Here is a 17,304-nt window from a genome sequence, read left to right on the forward strand (position 1 = left end):
CGACCGTGTCGTCGAGGCATCGGTTCAACGCTTCATGCGCAACCCACCCGGCACGCTCGTATCCGCTCACCAGGCCAGGCGCAGGACCGAGTTCTGCGCGCAGTTCGCTCAGCATCAGCGAGACGAGCCTACGCAACACGATTAGCCCTGTGGATTTTTACCATTTCTATTATTTATTAACGTTGCCAAGACAATTTGCGTTAAGAGTTCACGCAGTGCTGGACAAGCACGCACAGACCGTTTTCATAACCGGAATTTTTGATGGACATCAACGACCCCAATGCTCCAACGCTCTACCTGATCCGCCACGGTGAAACCGACTGGAACGCCAGGCGCCTGCTGCAAGGTCGCCGGGACATCCCACTTAATGAGGTCGGCCAGGGTCAGGCCGTGGTTTCAGGGACTTGCCTGAAGTGGCTGTTACCCGTGAATGCGTCAGTGGACTTCATCGCCAGCCCGTTGAGCAGAACCCGCCAGACCATGGAAATCGTTCGTCGGCAACTGGGCCTTGATGCGGCGGACTACCGCACTGACGACCGCCTGATTGAAATCAATTTTGGTGAGTGGGAAGGCATGGACTGGCAACAAATCGCCGAGCGTCAGCCTGAACGCTTCGTGGCGCGTCAGGCCGACCCGCTGAATTTCATTCCCAAAGACGGTGAAAACTATCCACACGTGTTTGAACGCGTCGGCAACCTGCTCAAGGCGCTGCAGCGCGACACCGTATTGGTGGCCCATGCGGGCGTGCTACGAAGCTGCCTGGCGTTGTTGACTGAGGTGCCCGACGCCGAGGTCCCCTTGCTGGAAATTCCTCAGGATCAGGTGCTGGTGATTCGCGGCGGCAGGTTTGCCTGGATGCGGGTCAGCCTGGCGGCAGAGGGCCTTCGCTGTCAGTGAGCTGAATGATGGGCAGGACCGAGCACTTAACGGTGGGAGTGAGTTTGCTCAGGCAGGCTGATGGTCGGGCGTTCAGCAGGGATGATGGACTGGCTTCTTCGTGAGCACGCTCACTCCCACAGATGCTGAGTGCCTGAAGAAAAACCGCTTCGCGAATGTTCCATGACATGCACGAACACCTTTCACCAATCCAGCGTGATCCGGCTCTCAAAAAACCGCTCCTGGCCGCTGACCGGATCGACAAAGCGCAAGCCTTGGGCCAAGAGCTTCAACGGTTTGTCGTAATCATCCACCGCGTCCTTGATCACCTCGGGATAGAACGGGTCGTTACAGATGCCCGCTCCGAGCGCCGCCATGTGCACCCGCAGTTGATGCTTCTTGCCGGTCACCGGGTAAAGACCATAGCGCCACAGTTCGCCGTTTTTCTCGCACACTTCGATCCGGGTTTCGGTGTTGCTCTGCCCTTCCCCTTCCTGCATGCGGAAGAATGGTTCGCCATCGACCAGTCGGGTTTTGTGCACCCGCGGGAATTCAAGTTCGGGCAGCGCACGGGCAATGGCCTCGTATCGCTTCTCGATCTGGCGGGTGGGGAACAAGGCTTGATACGCCGAACGGGTTTGCTTGTTGGCGGAGAACAACACCAGACCCGCCGTGTGCCGATCGATTCGGTGCAGCGGCACCAGGTCCGGGTTGTCGAGCGTGCGTATCAAACGCCGCAGCAGGGTCTGTTCGACGTATTCACCGGCGGGCGTCACCGGCAAAAAGTGCGGCTTGTCCGCGACCACCAGATGTTCGTCGGCATACAGGATGGTCTCCTGCACCGGAATCACCGTTTCGTTGGGCACTTCACGGAAGTAATGAATCCGCAGTCCCTCGCGATACGCCAGATCCACTGCAATCGGATTTCCCTCACCGTCCAGCACGCGGCCCCGGGCAATACGATCGAGCCACTGCTCACGGGGGATCGCATTGAACCGTTCGCACAGGCAATCGAGTACCGTCGGCCAAGGTCCCGGCGGTAAATAAAGGGTGCTGGCCTGACGGTGAGCGGGCGTGAAAACGGGTTCGGACATGGGTAACTCGGATCGGGATGGCAGACGCGACAAGCGCTGCATTATTACCCAGCGCCTTGGACTCGTGCGAGCGACGCGGCCAAGGCAGGTCCCTCACCCCGTTGAGCCTGTGTTTCCAGGCCCTTCGCGTGCGCGTGACGAAATGTCGCAGGCCAATCGCGTACCAGTTGTCTGACATCTACATGACAGCGGTAGATGGCGGATTTGATTTGTTCTAAAATGTTTCTAAATCGGCAAGCAGGCGCGAAACCGAAGGTGAACGACCTTTTTCAAGGTCGACTTCGAAAACGCCTGCCAGACCTGAACTCATAAAAAGAAAGCCCGTCCTCGACGGGCTTTTTTCGTTTTCAGCGTTTGTACAGCGCGCCATGCGCCCACGCCGGACTTGCAACGTCGGCACTGAAGACTCGAGACACCCGGTGTCTTGCACTGCCCACGACAGATTTTCTATTTCAAACTTTGAGGTTTCGCCATGCTCGGTCAACTGTTTCAATGGATCAAACGCCTGTCCACCGGTACCACTGCCGAGAGCGAAGACAGCTATTCGCAATCGTTCTCTGACGAAGAGCGCGATGTCGGTCGCTGGACCTTCATGTCGGTGTCCATCGTCTTCACCCTGAGCCTCTACGTCGTCGCCGGCCTTGGCTACTACGCCAAAGTCCACGTCTGGGATGGCATGAGCGAAGCGCAAAAAGAAGCCGTGGCCAAGGCCATGGTCGTGGACACTCAGTACCTGTAAGGCCGCTGTCTGCAAGGCCGCTCTGGCCTAACGCAAAAACATCACCACCTGCCCGGTGTCGAACGGCCAGTCCAGTTCGGCACCGGTGTCAGTGCGCCGCAACACCGGGATGCGCAGGCCATAGGCATCGTTCATGGCTTCGCTCTCAGCGATATCGATCAATTCCACCAACAGTCCATGCTCGACCAATGGCATCAACTCGGCCTCTGCGACTTCGCACAAGTGACAACCCAGCGTACTGAACAGTTGGCATTCCGGCGGCATGACGAGACCCTTCGAGCAAGACACGGGAATGCCAGTTTAGGCCTGCCCTGAAATGCCGTCGAGTCTGAAGCGCCGTCTGGAAAACGCGCTGGAACGGTCCAGCACCGGTTTTTCGAAACAGCGATAACCGACCCAGCCATAACACAACACCGCCGTCATCATCAGCGCCGAGAACAGCACATTGTCCAGCAGCGAGTCAGGGCGCGCGCCAAGCATTTGCCAGACACGCCCGATCACCCCCAGCACCAGCAGGTGCGACAGGTACACGGTGTAGGACATGTCGCCCACGGCGACCAAAAAAGCAGGCATTCGAAGGTGCCTACGGCGCTCCAAAACCGCCAAGCCCAGAATCAGCGTGCCGAACACGGCGCTCACGGCCAGCATGCGCAGCATTCCCACGCCGTCGAACAGTCGGTAATAGCCGATCAGTCCAATACCCGGCAGCAGCGCGGCAACCAGCGCAGCACCGACGAGCGATGTCGGAATCCTCGCGCTGAGACGACTGTAAAACAGCAACGCCAGCGCAACGCCGACGATGAACTCAAGCCCATACGGATGCAGCATGATCTGCAAGGCCGGACTGTAGTCCTGCCAATCCTGAACGCTGTTGAAGATCACCAGCATCGCTGCCCAACCGACAAGCAACGCAGGGAGCCAGCGCTCGCGAAAGCACATGAGGCCGGTGAACACCAGGTAAAACCACAGTTCGAACAGCAGCGACCAGGCCACCATCACCAGCAGCACTTTATCGTTGGGCAGCAACAGGAATGACATCAGCAGGTTGGACGAGCCGTGGGTGCTGTTGACCATGCCCGGCTGCACCAGCAGCACGGCCAGTGTCAGGCCGTAATACAGCCAGTAGGTCGGGTAGATGCGCGACACGCGATTGAACAAAAAACGCTTCGACTCGGCCACGCTCTGGAACCGCCCGCGGCTGACGATCACCATGACGAAGCCGCTGACAATAAAGAACAGATCGACACCCAGCTGGAAGAAATCCAGCAAAGGCGGCAACAAAATGTCCCCGCCCGAATATTTGTGTTCCACCGCCGTCATGTGAAAGAGCACCACGCCCAACACGGCAACGCCCCTCAGCCCCTGAAGGGAATAAATGCGTTCCATCGACTGCTCCTACAACGGACGCGATCCACAGGATGGCGACAAATCAGGAAGGTCGACGGGCAAACATCCGGCGCTACGCTGCGCAAGGCCGTGCTTACCCGTTCGCGGATAAGCATAGCCAAGCGCCAACATCACGCCTCAATCGTGGCTGACGGCACCGATCTTGTGGATCGACAGGTCGGCGCCGTAATACTCCTGCTCCTGACTCAATCGCAGCCCCAGGCACAGCTTGATCACGCCATAGACAAGGAATCCGCCTGCCAGCGCGATCAGCACGCCCAGTGCGCTGCCAATCAGCTGGCTGACCAGACTGACCCCGCCGATTCCCCCGAACGCTGTCTGGCCAAAGATGCCGCAGGCAACACCACCCCACACACCACAGAGCCCATGCAGCGGCCAGACGCCCAATACATCGTCGATTTTCCAGCGTACCTGCGCGGCCGTGAAACACCAGACGAACAGGGCTCCCGCGATAACACCGGTGACCAGGGCGCCGACCGGGTGCATCAAATCAGATCCTGCGCAGACCGCCACCAGTCCCGCCAACGGTCCGTTGTGCAAGAAGCCGGGGTCATTGCGACCCACGAGCAAGGCCGCCACCGTGCCGCCGACCATCGCCATCAACGAGTTGACCGCCACCAGGCCGCTCACGCCGTCCAGCGTCTGGGCGCTCATCACGTTGAACCCGAACCAGCCGACAATGAGAATCCATGACCCGAGGGCGAGAAAGGGAATGCTGGAAGGCGGATACGCGACCAGCTTGCCGTCGCGATATCGGCCGTGGCGCGCCCCCAACAAGGTCACCGCCGCCAACGCCAGCCAGCCGCCCATGGCATGCACCACCACGGAGCCTGCGAAATCATGGAAGCTGGCGCCGAACGTGTTTCGCAACCATGACTGCAGGCCAAAGTTGCCATTCCAGACCATGCCCTCGAAGAAGGGATAGACAAACGCCACGATCAGCACCGTCGCGCACAATTGCGGGGCGAAACGCGCCCGTTCGGCAATACCGCCGGAGATGATCGCGGGGATCGCGGCAGCGAAGGTCAGCAGGAAGAAGAACTTGACGAGGCTGTAGCCGTGATCAGTGGCCAGGACCGCCGCCGGCTGCAGGAAACTCACGCCATAGGAAATCCAGTAGCCAATGAAAAAGTACGCCAGGGTCGATACCGCGAAATCACTGAGGATTTTCGACAGGGCATTGACCTGGTTCTTTTGCCGAACGGTTCCAACTTCAAGAAAGGCGAAACCGGCGTGCATGGCCAGGACCATGACGGCGCCGATCAGAATGAACAGGGTATTGGTGCTGTGGACGAGAGTGTCCACCGCACTTGGGACATTTTCCATCGAGGGGCAGGCCTGCAATTAATGAAAAGCACCAAGGCAGGACAATCCTTCCGTCGTCGCACGCAAATAGCACCAATACAGAGCAAGGAAAGGGTTAGCCCACCCGCTTTGGTGCACGACCACAGACCAAAAAATTGCACGCCTGAGTGGTTTTCTCGATTTTAAGGTGATGAATCAACGTCTCGTTGACGTTGCCGACACTGCGCGCTCTTCTTTGGAGCGCGCCGCCTCCCTGGCGCACCATCCCACAGCAAAAGCTGTACCAGTCACGATGCAGACAAGTTGCGGGAATTGGAATGAACCTTCAGTAATGCGCCATACTCGAAATCCCATATCGTCACCCCAACGGAGAACACCATGGCTCGCCCAACAGCAGAGAAAGCCCAGGACATTTTGATGGCAGACTTCCAGACACTGGTTGCCGACACGGAGAAACTGCTGGCGCACACGGCCTCCCTCGCAGGCGATCAAGCTGACGTCCTGCGCGATCAGATCAATGAAAGCCTGCAGCGCGCCCGTGAAACCCTGGCCCTTGCCGAAGAAACCCTTCGCGAACGCGGTAAGGAAGCGGTCGTTGCGACCGAAGAATACGTTCAGAACAACCCGTGGCAGTCCGTCGGCATTGCCGCCGGTGTCGGGTTCCTTCTGGGCCTGCTGGCCACAAGGCGCTGATTGATATGACGCCGGGAACAGGTCCATCCGAGACCGATCACACGTCGTCGCCGCGCCGTCTGGGTGCGGCCTTCCTGGGCCTGCTGCACAGCCATGTCGAGTTGTTCGGCATTGAACTGCAGGAGCAGAAAGCCCGCACCGTCAGCCTGTTGTTGTTCGCCGGGCTGGCGTTGGTATTCGCCCTTCTGCTGCTCATCGGGCTGTCGGCATTGTTGTTGATTCTGGTGTGGGACAGCTACCGCCTGGCCGGCATCATTGGCTTGTGCGTGTTCTATACGCTTGCCGCGCTGTTTTGTGCCATGCGCCTCAAGGCAGCGATTTTCGATGAGTCTTCACCCTTCCATTCGACGCTGGAAGAACTGGCCAACGACCGCGAGCGACTGATGCCATGAGCCTGCCTGAATTGCCTCAGACCCATAATCGTCGAGAACTGCGAAAGGCGTTGATTCGCCTGCGCATGGAAATGCATCGCCAGGAGATTCGCCACGAATCGGCCCAACTGATGCGTCCGCTGCATCGTATGCGCGGTATGGCCCACGACTTCCCCGGTTCACTGGGTATCAAACACGCGCCGCTGTGGGGAGTCGGCATCGTTTCCCTGCTGGGCTTCCTGACCGGCAAAGGTGCGCGGAGCAAACGAACCGGCAGCGTCACGCGACTGGTCAAACTCAGCGCCACCCTCATGCCGCTGATTAGACTCATCCTTCAGAGCCGCGGTCGCCGTCCCTGAGCTGGCCATTTGGCTGCATTCTTGCAAACAAACCTGACCCGCGCCTTTGTCCAATGGTTCACATTGGACAAAAGCGCGTCGTCGCGTCAGAAAATGCTGCGCGCAGCAACGTTGTGCAAGAACAACAAAGCCAATAACCACTCATGAGGAGGCCATGTGATCGATGGGCAACCGCTAGCTTGCTTTCAGCCGTTCATCGATACCGCCACAGGCCGTATTGCCGGGATAGAAGCGTTGGGACGCCTGCGTCAGGATGACGGCCGCCTGCAATCGGTCGGCCCCCTGTTCGCAGACCCCAAACGGCCCGCTGCCGAGTTGCGTCGACTGGACCGCCTGATTCGGGATAACGCTCTGGGGCGTCTGCATGAGGTTCCTGGCGACTGGTTCCTGAGCCTCAATATTTCACCGCGCTGGATCAGCCGTCTGCGCCCCGGCCAACCGCTGCCAAGCCTCAAACAGTTGCAACGTCATGGCATCCCACCTCAGCGCATCGTCTTCGAAATCACCGAACTGGGCGGCGACAGTCAGCGCTTGAGTGACGTCGTGGCGCGTTACCGTGAAGCCGGGGCGCGCATCGCCATCGACGACTTCGGCGCCGGTTATTCGCAACTGGATCGCGTCCTCGCATTGCAACCGGACATTCTCAAGCTGGACATGCGCCTGTTTCAGGCCGCTGCCCGCGGCGGACCCAGCAGCGATGTGGTCAGGGCCCTGGCCCAGATGGCTGAAAAAACGGGCTGCTGGATCATCGCCGAAGGTGTCGAAACCGAGGCCGAACTCCACTTCGCACTGGAGTGCGGCTCACGCTACGTGCAGGGCTTTCTGTTCGCCAAGGCAGAAATGGAGTTCTTCGCGGCCGATGCGTTTGTCGAACGATTCGCCGAACTGCGCGATCGCTACGTGATGCAGAAAGTGGTCGAGCGCGAGCGCCTGATGAATCTGCGCAAACAGCTCAGTCAGCTGATGCTGCGCCTGCAAGCCTGGGCCGAGGGCGATGCCCCTTTGGACGAGTTGCCGAACGTTCAGGAGTACCCCTGGCTTCTGCGGTTCTACCAGTGTGACCGACACGGCACGCAACTCACCCCCAACGTCGAGCGGCGCAACGGCGCGTGGACGGCCGATACCCGCTACCTGGGCCATAACTGGTCGTGGCGCCCCTACTTCTATCATCTGCTTGCAGAGGGTTGGCATGAGCGGCGGTTGACGCTGTCCAACACCTACCGTGACGCCACCAGCAACCAGTACTGCCTCACCGCCGGGCAGTTCTTCGACAACGGACAGCGACTGTTGCTGATCGACGTCGACGCGGCGGGATTTTAATCCCGCACTCGACCCCATCTTCTGCTTGCAGCCCGACGGACGAACCGGGAAGCTAGGCCGGTAATCACCCGATGGAGTACCGGCCTTGGATTGGCAAACCCTGCTCACCCGCGAGCGCCTTGGCAAAACCCTGCACAGCCCTGAAGAACTGGGGCGCAGCCCGTTCCACAAGGACCACGACCGGATCATTTTCTCCGGCGCCTTTCGCCGACTCGGACGTAAGACCCAGGTTCACCCGGTCACCAGTAATGACCACATTCACACACGGTTGACCCACTCACTGGAAGTCAGCTGCGTGGGCCGTTCGCTGGGCATGCGTGTCGGCGAAACCCTGCGCAGCGCGCTGCCCGACTGGTGTGAGCCGAGCGATCTGGGCATGGTCGTGCAATCGGCGTGTCTGGCCCACGACATTGGCAATCCACCGTTCGGCCACTCCGGCGAAGACGCGATTCGCAACTGGTTCAAGCAAGCGGCCGGACGCGGCTGGCTGGATGGCATGAGCGAGGTTGAGCGCAACGACTTCCTTAACTTCGAAGGCAACGCCCAGGGTTTCCGGGTCCTGACCCAGCTCGAATATCACCAGTTCGAAGGTGGCACCCGGCTCACCTACGCGACACTGGGCACCTACCTGAAATACCCGTGGACCGCCCGGCACGCCGACTCTCTTGGGTACAAGAAGCACAAGTTCGGCTGCTATCAGAGCGAGCTGCCGATCCTGGAGCAGATCGCTCACAAGCTCGGCCTTCCGCAGCTGGAAGAACAGCGCTGGGCACGCCACCCACTGGTCTATCTCATGGAGGCGGCTGACGACATCTGTTACGCCTTGATTGACCTTGAGGACGGGCTGGAGATGGAGTTGCTGACCTACCCGGAAGTGGAATCCCTGCTGCTGGGCCTGGTAGGCGACGACCTGCCCGAGACCTATCGTCAACTCGGCCCGGGTGATTCCCGTCGACGCAAGCTGGCGATCCTGCGCGGCAAAGCGATCGAACACCTGACCAATGCAGCCGCACGCGCCTTCGTCGAGCAACAGGATGCATTGCTTGCGGGCACGTTGCAGGGCGACTTGGTAGAGCACATGCACGGACCGGCCAAGCGCTGCGTCCTGAATGCCAAGGACATGGCACGCAAGAAAATCTTCCAGGACAAACGCAAGACCCTGCACGAGATCGGCGCCTACACCACGCTGGAGATTCTGTTGAACGCGTTCTGTGGCGCCGCACTGGAGCAATTTGGCGGCCATACACCGTCGTTCAAAAGCCGACGCATTCTGGATCTGCTGGGCAACAGCGCGCCGGATCCGAAGGCGCCCCTGCACACGTCCTTCCTGCGGGTCATCGATTTCATCGCGGGCATGACTGACAGTTACGCCAGCGAAATGGCTCGCGAGATGACGGGCCGTTCGAGCCCGATCTGAACCGCCAGGGCTGACGCGACCGAATCAGCCTGATCGTTCAGCAGCCCGAATTCCGTCAGGAGTTTGGGCTTTTCTTTTCATGACATCCGGAAAAGAAAACCGAATCTTCGGATGTTTCCCACGCACCAATCAGACTCGTCCTATCGCCGCCCTCACACCTCTACCGAATAATCCGCCAGCTCGTTAACGCCGGCAGACTCGAGTCATTACCTGCTCGCCGACCTCATTCGCAACCACTCCTGTCGAGCGCCCCGTCCCGTGGCTGCGCCCGATCAGGGTTTGTCGCTCAGCCTGGAAAGACCGATGTTCAAACGCAACCTGCGAATCCTGCTGGTAGAGGACCACCCGTTCCAGCTCATCGCCCTGCAGATTTTGCTCAACAACCATGGCCTTTACCTGCTGACACCGGCCTTGAATGCCCGTGAGGCGCTCGCCGCGCTGGAACGCAGCGACAAACCCTACGACCTGCTGCTGTGCGATCAGCGTCTGCCGGACATGTGCGGCATCGAACTGGTGGAGAAAGCCAGCCAGCATGGATGGGTCGATCACGCCGTGCTGCTCAGCGGTCTCGATGCCTCGCAACTGGCCGACATCGAACGCGAGGCCCGGGCGCGAGGCGTCCCATTATTGGGCTGCCTGAACAAGCCACTGAACACGCTGGAACTCTTACGACTCATTACGCCCACGGACAGTGACCCCTGACGCTTCTTGAACATCTCACGGACACTTAACTGCACCCGACTGCGAATAACGACTATGTTTTTACGCTAAGTTTTCGCGGACATCCCGCACAGGCTTGCTGTCTGAAAACATCAATCGCTTAGAGGGAGCGCCGCCGATATACGCCCGTGCAGGATCAAGACTGTTCGAAATAAACATATTTATTCTGATAACTTTTTCAACGTAGAAAACCTCGACTTTTTTAAACATTTATGGTCCCCATGGATATTGACGTACGTCAATGCGGTAATTTTTGTAGGATCTTTCCCATATACCGTTGCAGGCCTGTTCTCTTCATGTGCGCCTTCCAACATCTGGGATATGGTGCGTGCATTCTTCGCTGCTTGTTATGGATTGAATCATGAACTCAGTTTTTATCATTGACGATCACCCGGTCATTCGCATGGCCATCCGAATGCTGCTGGAAAACGAAAATTACGAGATTGTCGGCGAGACCGATAATGGCGTGGACGCCATGCAGATGGTGCGCGAATGCATGCCAGACCTCATCATTCTCGATATCAGCATCCCCAAACTCGATGGCCTGGAAGTGCTGTCGCGCTTCAATGCGATGAACCTTCCGGCAAAGATTCTTGTGCTGACGGCGCAAGCGCCCAGCCTGTTCGCAATACGCTGCATGCAATCGGGCGCGGCGGGATATGTCTGCAAGCAGGAAGACCTCACAGAACTTGTCAGTTCGGTGAAAGCCGTACTTTCCGGCTACAATTATTTCCCGAGCCAGGCGCTCGCCACTGCCACCACACAAATCGGTGACCCTAACGAACTCGAACGTTTCAAGCTGGTCAATGACCGCGAACTCATGGTCTTGCAGTTATTTGCCCAGGGCCGGACAAACAAGGAAATCGCCAAGGGCATGTTTCTCAGCAACAAGACCGTGAGTACATACAAAACCCGTCTGATGCAAAAACTCAAAGCCAAAACTCTGGTAGAACTTATCGAGATGGCAAAACGTAACGCGCTAGTGTGAGAAACAGGATGTCGAAGGGGATAAAGGACTATTGGATAGCGGCCGTACTTGTTTGCCTGAGCATCACGCCCCAGGCTCAATCCGTTGCTGCCGAACGCTATACCCTGCTGAGTCGCTCCAACCCCGCGCACATGGACGTGACGCTGGACCGAACCCAATGGCAGTGGGTACGTAACAAACGCGAATTGGTTCTAGGCACCTCGGCGCCTGACTACCCCCCTTTCGACATGACCCTCACCGGTCACGACTACGAAGGCTTCACGGCAGATTACGTCGGCATCCTCGGTCGCGCACTGGATCTGCCAGTCCGGGTGCTGCGCTATGGATCCCGCGACCTCGCCATCCAGGCGCTGTCGAACGGCGAGATCGATCTGCTCGGCAGCGCCAACGGCTACGAAGCGGCCGCGCAAAATATCACGTTGTCATTACCCTATGCGGTCGACCAACCGGTACTGGTGACGCGTGTCGGCGAAAGCCGCCCGTTGACCGAGGGCCTCAACGCCCTGCGCCTGAGCATGGCCTATCACTACCTGCCCCCCGAAGAGATTGCAGCGCTGTACCCCAAAGCGCGCCTGCAGACCTTTCCCTCGTTTCAGAGCGCGATCAATGCCGTGGCCTTCAATCAGGCAGATGTCTTCCTGGGCGACGCCATTTCCACGCATTACGTCATCAACAAGGGTTACCTCAATAACGTGCAGATGGCCAATTTCGGCAAGCACGAAGCCAATGGTTTCAGCTTCGCGGTGCGCACCGGTAACACCGCGTTGCTGGAGATCGTGAACCTGATCCTCAAGGGCATTCCCATCGAGGAGCGCATCGCGATTTCCAAGCGCTGGGGCGCTGGCAGCGACCTGATGCTGACCGATCAGAAGTTACAGCTGACCCAGCGTGAAGAGCGCTGGATCGCCCAGCACCCGACGATCCGGGTGGTGATCAACGATGCCTACGCCCCGCTCACCTTCTTTGACGCCAGCGGTAATTTTCGCGGCGTGACAGCCGACCTGCTCGACCTGATCAGACTCAGGACCGGATTGCGATTCGAGGTCACCCATGCGCCCAGCATGAACGACATGATGAACCGGCTCAGTCAGGGGCAGGCCGATCTGATCGGTGCGATGGTCCCGAGCGACGAACGTGAAAATCGCTTCAACTTCAGTCGCCCTTACATGGACAACCCGTTCGTGCTGGTGACCCGCAAGGAAACATCCAGCCCCGCCAACCTTGATCAACTGGACGGCAAACGCATCGCCTTGACCCTGGGCAGCCCGATCCTGCCGTACCTGCAGCAGGCATACCCGGGCATTTATCCCGTGGAGGTCGACAACCCCGCACAGGCACTGGACATGCTCGCTCATGGCCGCGTGGAAGGCACCATCACCTCGCTGTTCAGCGCCAGTTATTTCCTGTCCTCGCGCGCCCTTCACGATGCCTTGCAGATGCGCGTCACCGTTGGCCAGGAGCCCGCCCGCATCGCCATGGCGACCTCCCGCAATGCCACGGAACTCAGCGCCATTATCGACAAGGCGCTATCAAGCATCGCACCCGAAGACCTTGCGGTGATCAACAACCGTTGGCGGACCTACATTCCACCTGGCCGCGGTGGATGGCAGGACTACCAGCTACTGGTCTATCAGATCGTCGCCGGCGCCAGCCTGCTGCTGTTTGGGTCGCTTGCCTGGAATGCGTGGATGCGCCGCCAGATCAAACAACGCGAACGCGCCGAACGCGCCTTGAGCGACCAGTTCGAGTTCATGAGCGCATTGGTCAACGGCACGCCGCACCCCATATACGTACGGGACCGCAACGGCCTGCTGCAGATGTGCAACGAAAGCTACCTGACGGCGTTCTCCGCCAAGCGCGAAGAGGTGATCGGCATGACCATCCTGGAAGGCGTGCTGAGCGATGTCCAGGAAGCACAACAGTATGTGGCGGACTACCAGACCGTCATGGAGCAGGACACGCCACTGATCCTTGATCGATCACTGCACATCGGCGACCGGTCGTTGACCATCTATCACTGGATCCTGCCTTTTCGCGATTCGCTCGGTAAAGTCCAGGGCATCATCGGCGGCTGGATAGACATCAGTGAGCGACGTCAGTTGATCGAGGAATTGCAGACCGCCAAACAGCAAGCCGATGACGCCAACCGCGCCAAAAGCACCTTTCTCGCCACCATGAGCCATGAGATACGCACGCCGATGAACGCAGTCATCGGGATGCTGGAGCTCGCGCTCAAACGGGCGGATCAAGGTCAACTCGATCGCCCCGCCATCGAGGTCGCCTACAGTTCGGCCAAGGATCTGCTGGAACTGATCGGCGACATTCTCGACATCGCCCGTATCGAATCCGGGCGCCTGACCTTGAGCCCCGAGCGTGCCAACCTGCGCCAGCTCGTGGAGTCGGTGGTCAGGGTGTTCGATGGCCTCGCGCGTCAGAAGAGCCTGACGCTGCAACTGGATCTGGACAGCCGAATCAACGTCGACGTACTGATCGATCCCCTGCGGTTCAAACAGATTCTCTCCAACCTGATCAGCAACGCCATCAAGTTCACCCAGGAGGGCCAGGTCCGCATCAGCCTGCAGGTCGAAGACTCTTCCCACGAACAACAGATCCGTCTTGAAGTGATCATTCAGGACAGCGGTATCGGCATCACCGAAGACGACCAGTTGCGCCTCTTTGCCCCTTTTGCACAAGCCGACAACAGCGGTCACCTCGCCCGGACAGGCGCAGGGCTCGGGCTCGTCATTTGCCGCAGCCTGTGCGAAATGATGGGCGGCACACTGGCCCTCCACAGCCAGCCAGGCCAGGGCACACAGGTTCAAATGATGTTCGAACTGACCTCACTCGACCCGGTCGCAAATCTGGCGCCCGTGCGGGAGGACGACGAGCGCGCCTGCGCGACACTGGACATTTTGGTGGTCGACGATCATCCGGCCAATCGCCTGCTGCTGTGCCAGCAGCTGGGCTTTCTGGGCCATCGCTGCGACGTCGCCGAACAAGGCGCTCAAGGCCTGGAGCGGTGGCTGGCCCGCCCGTTCGATCTGGTGATCGTCGACTGCAACATGCCGGTGATGAATGGTTACGACCTGACCCGGGCCATACGCACCCATGAACGGGGGCATGCACAGGCGCCATGCACCGTGCTCGGTTTCACCGCCAACGCGCAGCCAGAGGAGAAACAGCGTTGCCGTGATGCGGGAATGGACGACTGCCTCTTCAAACCGATCAGTCTGACCGCGCTCAACGACCGACTGTCCCGAGTCGCCGCCAGGCCAGCCAACCAGAACCAGACGGCAGACGTTGCGGCGTTCGACATGGCAAGCATCGTGGCATTGACCGGTAATCGCCCCGAGATGATTCAGCACCTGATCAGCCAACTGATCACCAGCAGTCGGGACGATGTCGAAGAATTGTGCGAAGTGAGCGCGCGAGGCAGCACCGAAGCGATCAAGGACGTCGCGCACAAGATCAAAGGTGCGGCCCGGATCATCAGCGCCCGCACTGTCATCGATCTGTGCGAACGACTCGAGGAGGCGTGTGACGCCGCCGCTTCAGGGTCGACCCTTTCGGCCCATACCGAAGCGTTGGTGAAGGCAATGGCCGCGCTCGAACTCGGCCTGTTGAAGCACCGGCAGCCCGCACGCCAGGGTTTTACAGAAGGGTAAACATAAAAAAGGGAAGCAGGCTCGTCGCCTGCTTCCCTTTTTGCCCACTTGACTGCGATCAGGCAGGCTTGTTGATTTGCTTTTCCGGGTACCAGGCGTCCAGCAGCGGGCTGACTTCAACCTTGGTCAACTCTTCACGAGCCTTCAACCAGCTCTCAACGGTTGCGCGTTGCTCTTCGGTAACCGAACCACGGTTCGCGAGGCAGACCAGACCGTAGTCATCGCCACCGACGTAATCCAGACCGTTGGCATCCATCGCTTCTTCCAGGAAGGCGTCGAGGAACGCTTCGATCTCCTCGTCGCCCAGGTTTTCCTTGAAATCCAGGTTCAGTTCAAAACCCAGCTCCTGGAATTCATCCACGCAGAGTTTTTTGCGCAGACGGCGGGAACGGTTAGTCGCCATGGAAACATCCTCAAAAGTAAAATATCGGGCGGCACTCTACCAGCTTGGCCGCACAAAAGCCCGAAACCCGCGCCATCAGGCGACGACGCAGCACAGAAAATCGCGTTTTAACGTGACAATCCGGTGGCATTTGAAAAAATAGCCCGGTTTGACGGCCCTACCCCGGCGCAAGTCACGAAAGCTTGGGGCATAATGCCGCTTTATCAGGTCGCCATGTTTCAGCCGCTTAGGGGAGACACTATTTTTCGGCTACCTTTTTTACGTCACGAGGGAATCCATCCCCTCCTATGTTCCCCTCTTTACGCAGTAGGGTTTTATTGAATGATCAAGTCTTTGCGTCCGCTGTTTTTTGCCACCCTGCTTCTGCCGATTTCAATCTCCGTTTCTGCTGCCCCGATTAATACTGCCCTGCCTCCCAAGGTCCAGGAAGCCATCAAGGCAAGCAAACTCGATAACAACGCCCTTTCGCTGGTCATGCTGCCTGTCACAGGGCCTGGCACTCCGACCGTCTTCAACGCCGACGTTTCGGTCAACCCTGCTTCGACCATGAAGCTGGTGACCACGTACGCCGCGCTGGAAATGCTCGGCCCGACCCATCAATGGAAAACCGAGTTCTACACCGATGGCACCCTGAGCAACGGCGTGTTGCGCGGCAACCTCTACCTCAAGGGAGGTGGCGATCCGAAGCTGAACATGGAGAAGCTCTGGCTGTTGATGCGAGATCTGCGCGCCAACGGTGTGCAGCAGATCACGGGGGACCTGGTCCTGGACCGTAGCCACTTCATTCAGCCGCAATTGCCGGTGTTCGATGACGACGGCAATGACAAGAACAAGCCGTTCCTGGTTCGCCCGGACTCGTTGATGGTCAACCTCAAGGCCCTGCGCTTCGTGACTCGCAACGACGGCGGCAAGATTCTGGTGTCGGTGGAGCCGCCGATTGCCGCGATCCACATCAATAATCAGGTCAAGGCGCTGTCCTCGAACAAGTGCACGGGCGATGTGCTGTACAACCCGGTTCCGGAAGCCGATGGCGGTATCACGGTTACGGTTTCCGGCCAGCTGGGCGACGGTTGCAACTCGCAGACGTATCTGTCGCTGCTCGATCATCCGACCTACACCGCAGGTGCCGTTCGCGCCATCTGGCAAGAACTGGGCGGCACGATCCTCGGCAAGGACCGTCTGGACGTCGTGCCTGGCGGCGCAAAGTTGCTGGCCAAAGCCTACTCGCCAGACCTGGCCGAGATCATTCGCGACATCAACAAATTCAGTAACAACACCATGGCCCAGCAGTTGTTCCTGAGCCTGGGGTCGGAGTTCCGCAATGAAGCCGACGGCGATGACGCAAAGGCCGCACAGCGCGTGATTCGTCAGTGGCTGGCAAAGAAAGGCATTACTGCGCCGCATCTGGTCATGGAAAACGGATCGGGGCTTTCCCGCGCTGAACGCGTCAGCGCCCGTGAGATGGCACAGATGCTTCAGGCCGCGTGGAACAGCCCGTATCAGGCAGAGTTCATGAGTTCGCTGCCGCTGGCAGGCATGGACGGCACCATGCGCAAGCGCCTGAAACGGACCGCCTTGCGCGGCGAAGCGCACATCAAGACCGGCACCTTGAATACGGTCCGTGCGATCGCGGGCTTCAGCCGCGACAGCAACGGCAACACCTGGGTCGTCGTCGCCATCCTTAACGACCCACGTCCATGGGGCGCGTCGTCGGTGCTCGATGAAGTATTGGTGAGCATGTTCAATCAGCCAAAACTGGCCAATACCGCCATCTCGTTGCAGCAGTAACCTTTCAAGCCTCGTGCGCGCTGCCGTTCAACACAGCGCGCACGACGTCTCCTGCCAGCGGTCAGCGCCCGCCCACCCTCAGAGGACCGAGGACCTGCTTGCGCACGTCCAGCAGATACGATCATCCCAAGACCTGCCGCTCAGGCCATGTCATTCGGC

General features: G+C 59.0%; 17 protein-coding genes. 11 read left to right on the forward strand and 6 right to left on the reverse strand.

The genetic code is table 11. The annotated features are described in order from the left end of the window. Positions 1 to 261 precede the first annotated feature (261 nt). Entirely contained in the window at positions 262 to 897 is a 636-nt protein-coding gene (locus BLS87_RS15030; RefSeq protein ID WP_074753280.1) for a histidine phosphatase family protein, read from the forward strand. 182 nt (positions 898 to 1,079) lie between these two features. Here the strand turns inward: BLS87_RS15030 and BLS87_RS15035 are convergent, their stop codons facing one another. Both BLS87_RS15035 and BLS87_RS33765 read right to left on the reverse strand, forming a co-directional pair. Beyond that, complete coding sequence (locus BLS87_RS15035; RefSeq protein ID WP_074753281.1) at positions 1,080 to 1,970, reverse strand: pseudouridine synthase; 891 nt, start codon at positions 1,968 to 1,970, stop codon at positions 1,080 to 1,082. Between the two features lie 214 nt (positions 1,971 to 2,184). Further along, positions 2,185 to 2,463 carry a hypothetical protein gene (locus tag BLS87_RS33765; RefSeq protein WP_143024388.1) on the reverse strand — a complete coding sequence of 93 codons (279 nt, stop codon included), beginning with the start codon at positions 2,461 to 2,463 and terminating at the stop codon, positions 2,185 to 2,187. Between BLS87_RS33765 and BLS87_RS15040 the strand changes: the two genes are divergently transcribed. After that, on the forward strand, positions 2,443 to 2,709 hold the full coding sequence (locus tag BLS87_RS15040) for a hypothetical protein (RefSeq protein ID WP_074753282.1): 267 nt from the start codon (positions 2,443 to 2,445) through the stop codon (positions 2,707 to 2,709). The two genes, BLS87_RS33765 and BLS87_RS15040, sit on opposite strands and share 21 nt — an antisense overlap. A gap of 27 nt (positions 2,710 to 2,736) precedes the next feature. Here the strand turns inward: BLS87_RS15040 and BLS87_RS15045 are convergent, their stop codons facing one another. The 3 genes from BLS87_RS15045 to BLS87_RS15055 form a co-directional block, all read right to left on the reverse strand. After that, a complete protein-coding gene (locus BLS87_RS15045) occupies positions 2,737 to 2,973 on the reverse strand; it encodes a glutaredoxin family protein (RefSeq protein ID WP_074753283.1) in 237 nt (78 codons plus the stop codon). A gap of 36 nt (positions 2,974 to 3,009) precedes the next feature. Further along, positions 3,010 to 4,095 (reverse strand): acyltransferase family protein, encoded by a 1,086-nt coding sequence (locus tag BLS87_RS15050; protein WP_074753284.1) that lies wholly within the window; start codon positions 4,093 to 4,095, stop codon positions 3,010 to 3,012. Between the two features lie 138 nt (positions 4,096 to 4,233). After that, the gene (locus tag BLS87_RS15055) at positions 4,234 to 5,442 is read right to left on the reverse strand and encodes an ammonium transporter (RefSeq protein ID WP_074753285.1); all 1,209 of its coding nucleotides are present in this window, start codon (positions 5,440 to 5,442) and stop codon (positions 4,234 to 4,236) included. 357 nt (positions 5,443 to 5,799) lie between these two features. On the opposite strand from BLS87_RS15055, the gene BLS87_RS15060 reads away from it, so the two are divergent. From BLS87_RS15060 to BLS87_RS15095, 8 genes are all read left to right on the forward strand, one after another. Beyond that, positions 5,800 to 6,114, forward strand: coding sequence for an ElaB/YgaM/YqjD family protein (locus BLS87_RS15060; protein WP_074753286.1), 315 nt, complete (start codon positions 5,800 to 5,802; stop codon positions 6,112 to 6,114). A gap of 5 nt (positions 6,115 to 6,119) precedes the next feature. Then, positions 6,120 to 6,506 carry a phage holin family protein gene (locus tag BLS87_RS15065; RefSeq protein WP_074753287.1) on the forward strand — a complete coding sequence of 129 codons (387 nt, stop codon included), beginning with the start codon at positions 6,120 to 6,122 and terminating at the stop codon, positions 6,504 to 6,506. Further along, entirely contained in the window at positions 6,503 to 6,844 is a 342-nt protein-coding gene (locus tag BLS87_RS15070; RefSeq protein ID WP_074753288.1) for a hypothetical protein, read from the forward strand. The genes BLS87_RS15065 and BLS87_RS15070 overlap by 4 nt, the downstream gene beginning before the upstream one ends. A 156-nt stretch (positions 6,845 to 7,000) precedes the next feature. Continuing rightward, positions 7,001 to 8,164 (forward strand): EAL domain-containing protein, encoded by a 1,164-nt coding sequence (locus BLS87_RS15075; protein WP_074753289.1) that lies wholly within the window; start codon positions 7,001 to 7,003, stop codon positions 8,162 to 8,164. A gap of 85 nt (positions 8,165 to 8,249) precedes the next feature. Further along, complete coding sequence (locus tag BLS87_RS15080; RefSeq protein WP_074753290.1) at positions 8,250 to 9,581, forward strand: deoxyguanosinetriphosphate triphosphohydrolase; 1,332 nt, start codon at positions 8,250 to 8,252, stop codon at positions 9,579 to 9,581. A 303-nt stretch (positions 9,582 to 9,884) separates the two neighbouring features. Beyond that, the gene (locus BLS87_RS15085) at positions 9,885 to 10,283 is read left to right on the forward strand and encodes a response regulator (RefSeq protein WP_074753291.1); all 399 of its coding nucleotides are present in this window, start codon (positions 9,885 to 9,887) and stop codon (positions 10,281 to 10,283) included. A 379-nt stretch (positions 10,284 to 10,662) separates the two neighbouring features. After that, complete coding sequence (locus tag BLS87_RS15090; protein ID WP_074753292.1) at positions 10,663 to 11,289, forward strand: response regulator transcription factor; 627 nt, start codon at positions 10,663 to 10,665, stop codon at positions 11,287 to 11,289. Positions 11,290 to 11,297: 8 nt separating this feature from the next. Continuing rightward, positions 11,298 to 14,954 carry a transporter substrate-binding domain-containing protein gene (locus tag BLS87_RS15095; RefSeq protein ID WP_074753293.1) on the forward strand — a complete coding sequence of 1,219 codons (3,657 nt, stop codon included), beginning with the start codon at positions 11,298 to 11,300 and terminating at the stop codon, positions 14,952 to 14,954. A gap of 58 nt (positions 14,955 to 15,012) precedes the next feature. On the opposite strand, the gene BLS87_RS15100 is transcribed toward BLS87_RS15095, so the two are convergent. Further along, on the reverse strand, positions 15,013 to 15,357 hold the full coding sequence (locus tag BLS87_RS15100) for a YggL family protein (RefSeq protein ID WP_074753294.1): 345 nt from the start codon (positions 15,355 to 15,357) through the stop codon (positions 15,013 to 15,015). Between the two features lie 321 nt (positions 15,358 to 15,678). Here BLS87_RS15100 and dacB point away from each other — a divergent pair, with 321 nt between their 5' ends. Beyond that, on the forward strand, positions 15,679 to 17,145 hold the full coding sequence (dacB, locus tag BLS87_RS15105; protein ID WP_074753295.1) for a D-alanyl-D-alanine carboxypeptidase/D-alanyl-D-alanine endopeptidase: 1,467 nt from the start codon (positions 15,679 to 15,681) through the stop codon (positions 17,143 to 17,145). Positions 17,146 to 17,304 lie beyond the last annotated feature (159 nt).

Origin of the sequence: Pseudomonas abietaniphila, assembly GCF_900100795.1 — a bacterium.
In the GTDB taxonomy this organism is placed as follows: domain Bacteria; phylum Pseudomonadota; class Gammaproteobacteria; order Pseudomonadales; family Pseudomonadaceae; genus Aquipseudomonas; species Aquipseudomonas abietaniphila.

What these genes read in the sequence shown, in the direction of transcription:
- BLS87_RS15100 (WP_074753294.1), bottom strand. Translation starts at nt 15,357, where the DNA reads ATGGCGACTAACCGTTCCCGCCGTCTGCGCAAAAAACTCTGCGTGGAT.
- BLS87_RS15085 (WP_074753291.1), top strand. Translation starts at nt 9,885, where the DNA reads ATGTTCAAACGCAACCTGCGAATCCTGCTGGTAGAGGACCACCCGTTC.
- BLS87_RS15090 (WP_074753292.1), top strand. Translation starts at nt 10,663, where the DNA reads ATGAACTCAGTTTTTATCATTGACGATCACCCGGTCATTCGCATGGCC.
- BLS87_RS15070 (WP_074753288.1), top strand. Translation starts at nt 6,503, where the DNA reads ATGAGCCTGCCTGAATTGCCTCAGACCCATAATCGTCGAGAACTGCGA.
- BLS87_RS15095 (WP_074753293.1), top strand. Translation starts at nt 11,298, where the DNA reads ATGTCGAAGGGGATAAAGGACTATTGGATAGCGGCCGTACTTGTTTGC.
- dacB (WP_074753295.1), top strand. Translation starts at nt 15,679, where the DNA reads ATGATCAAGTCTTTGCGTCCGCTGTTTTTTGCCACCCTGCTTCTGCCG.
- BLS87_RS15045 (WP_074753283.1), bottom strand. Translation starts at nt 2,973, where the DNA reads ATGCCGCCGGAATGCCAACTGTTCAGTACGCTGGGTTGTCACTTGTGC.
- BLS87_RS15055 (WP_074753285.1), bottom strand. Translation starts at nt 5,442, where the DNA reads ATGGAAAATGTCCCAAGTGCGGTGGACACTCTCGTCCACAGCACCAAT.
- BLS87_RS15060 (WP_074753286.1), top strand. Translation starts at nt 5,800, where the DNA reads ATGGCTCGCCCAACAGCAGAGAAAGCCCAGGACATTTTGATGGCAGAC.
- BLS87_RS15050 (WP_074753284.1), bottom strand. Translation starts at nt 4,095, where the DNA reads ATGGAACGCATTTATTCCCTTCAGGGGCTGAGGGGCGTTGCCGTGTTG.
- BLS87_RS15035 (WP_074753281.1), bottom strand. Translation starts at nt 1,970, where the DNA reads ATGTCCGAACCCGTTTTCACGCCCGCTCACCGTCAGGCCAGCACCCTT.
- BLS87_RS15030 (WP_074753280.1), top strand. Translation starts at nt 262, where the DNA reads ATGGACATCAACGACCCCAATGCTCCAACGCTCTACCTGATCCGCCAC.
- BLS87_RS15065 (WP_074753287.1), top strand. Translation starts at nt 6,120, where the DNA reads ATGACGCCGGGAACAGGTCCATCCGAGACCGATCACACGTCGTCGCCG.
- BLS87_RS15040 (WP_074753282.1), top strand. Translation starts at nt 2,443, where the DNA reads ATGCTCGGTCAACTGTTTCAATGGATCAAACGCCTGTCCACCGGTACC.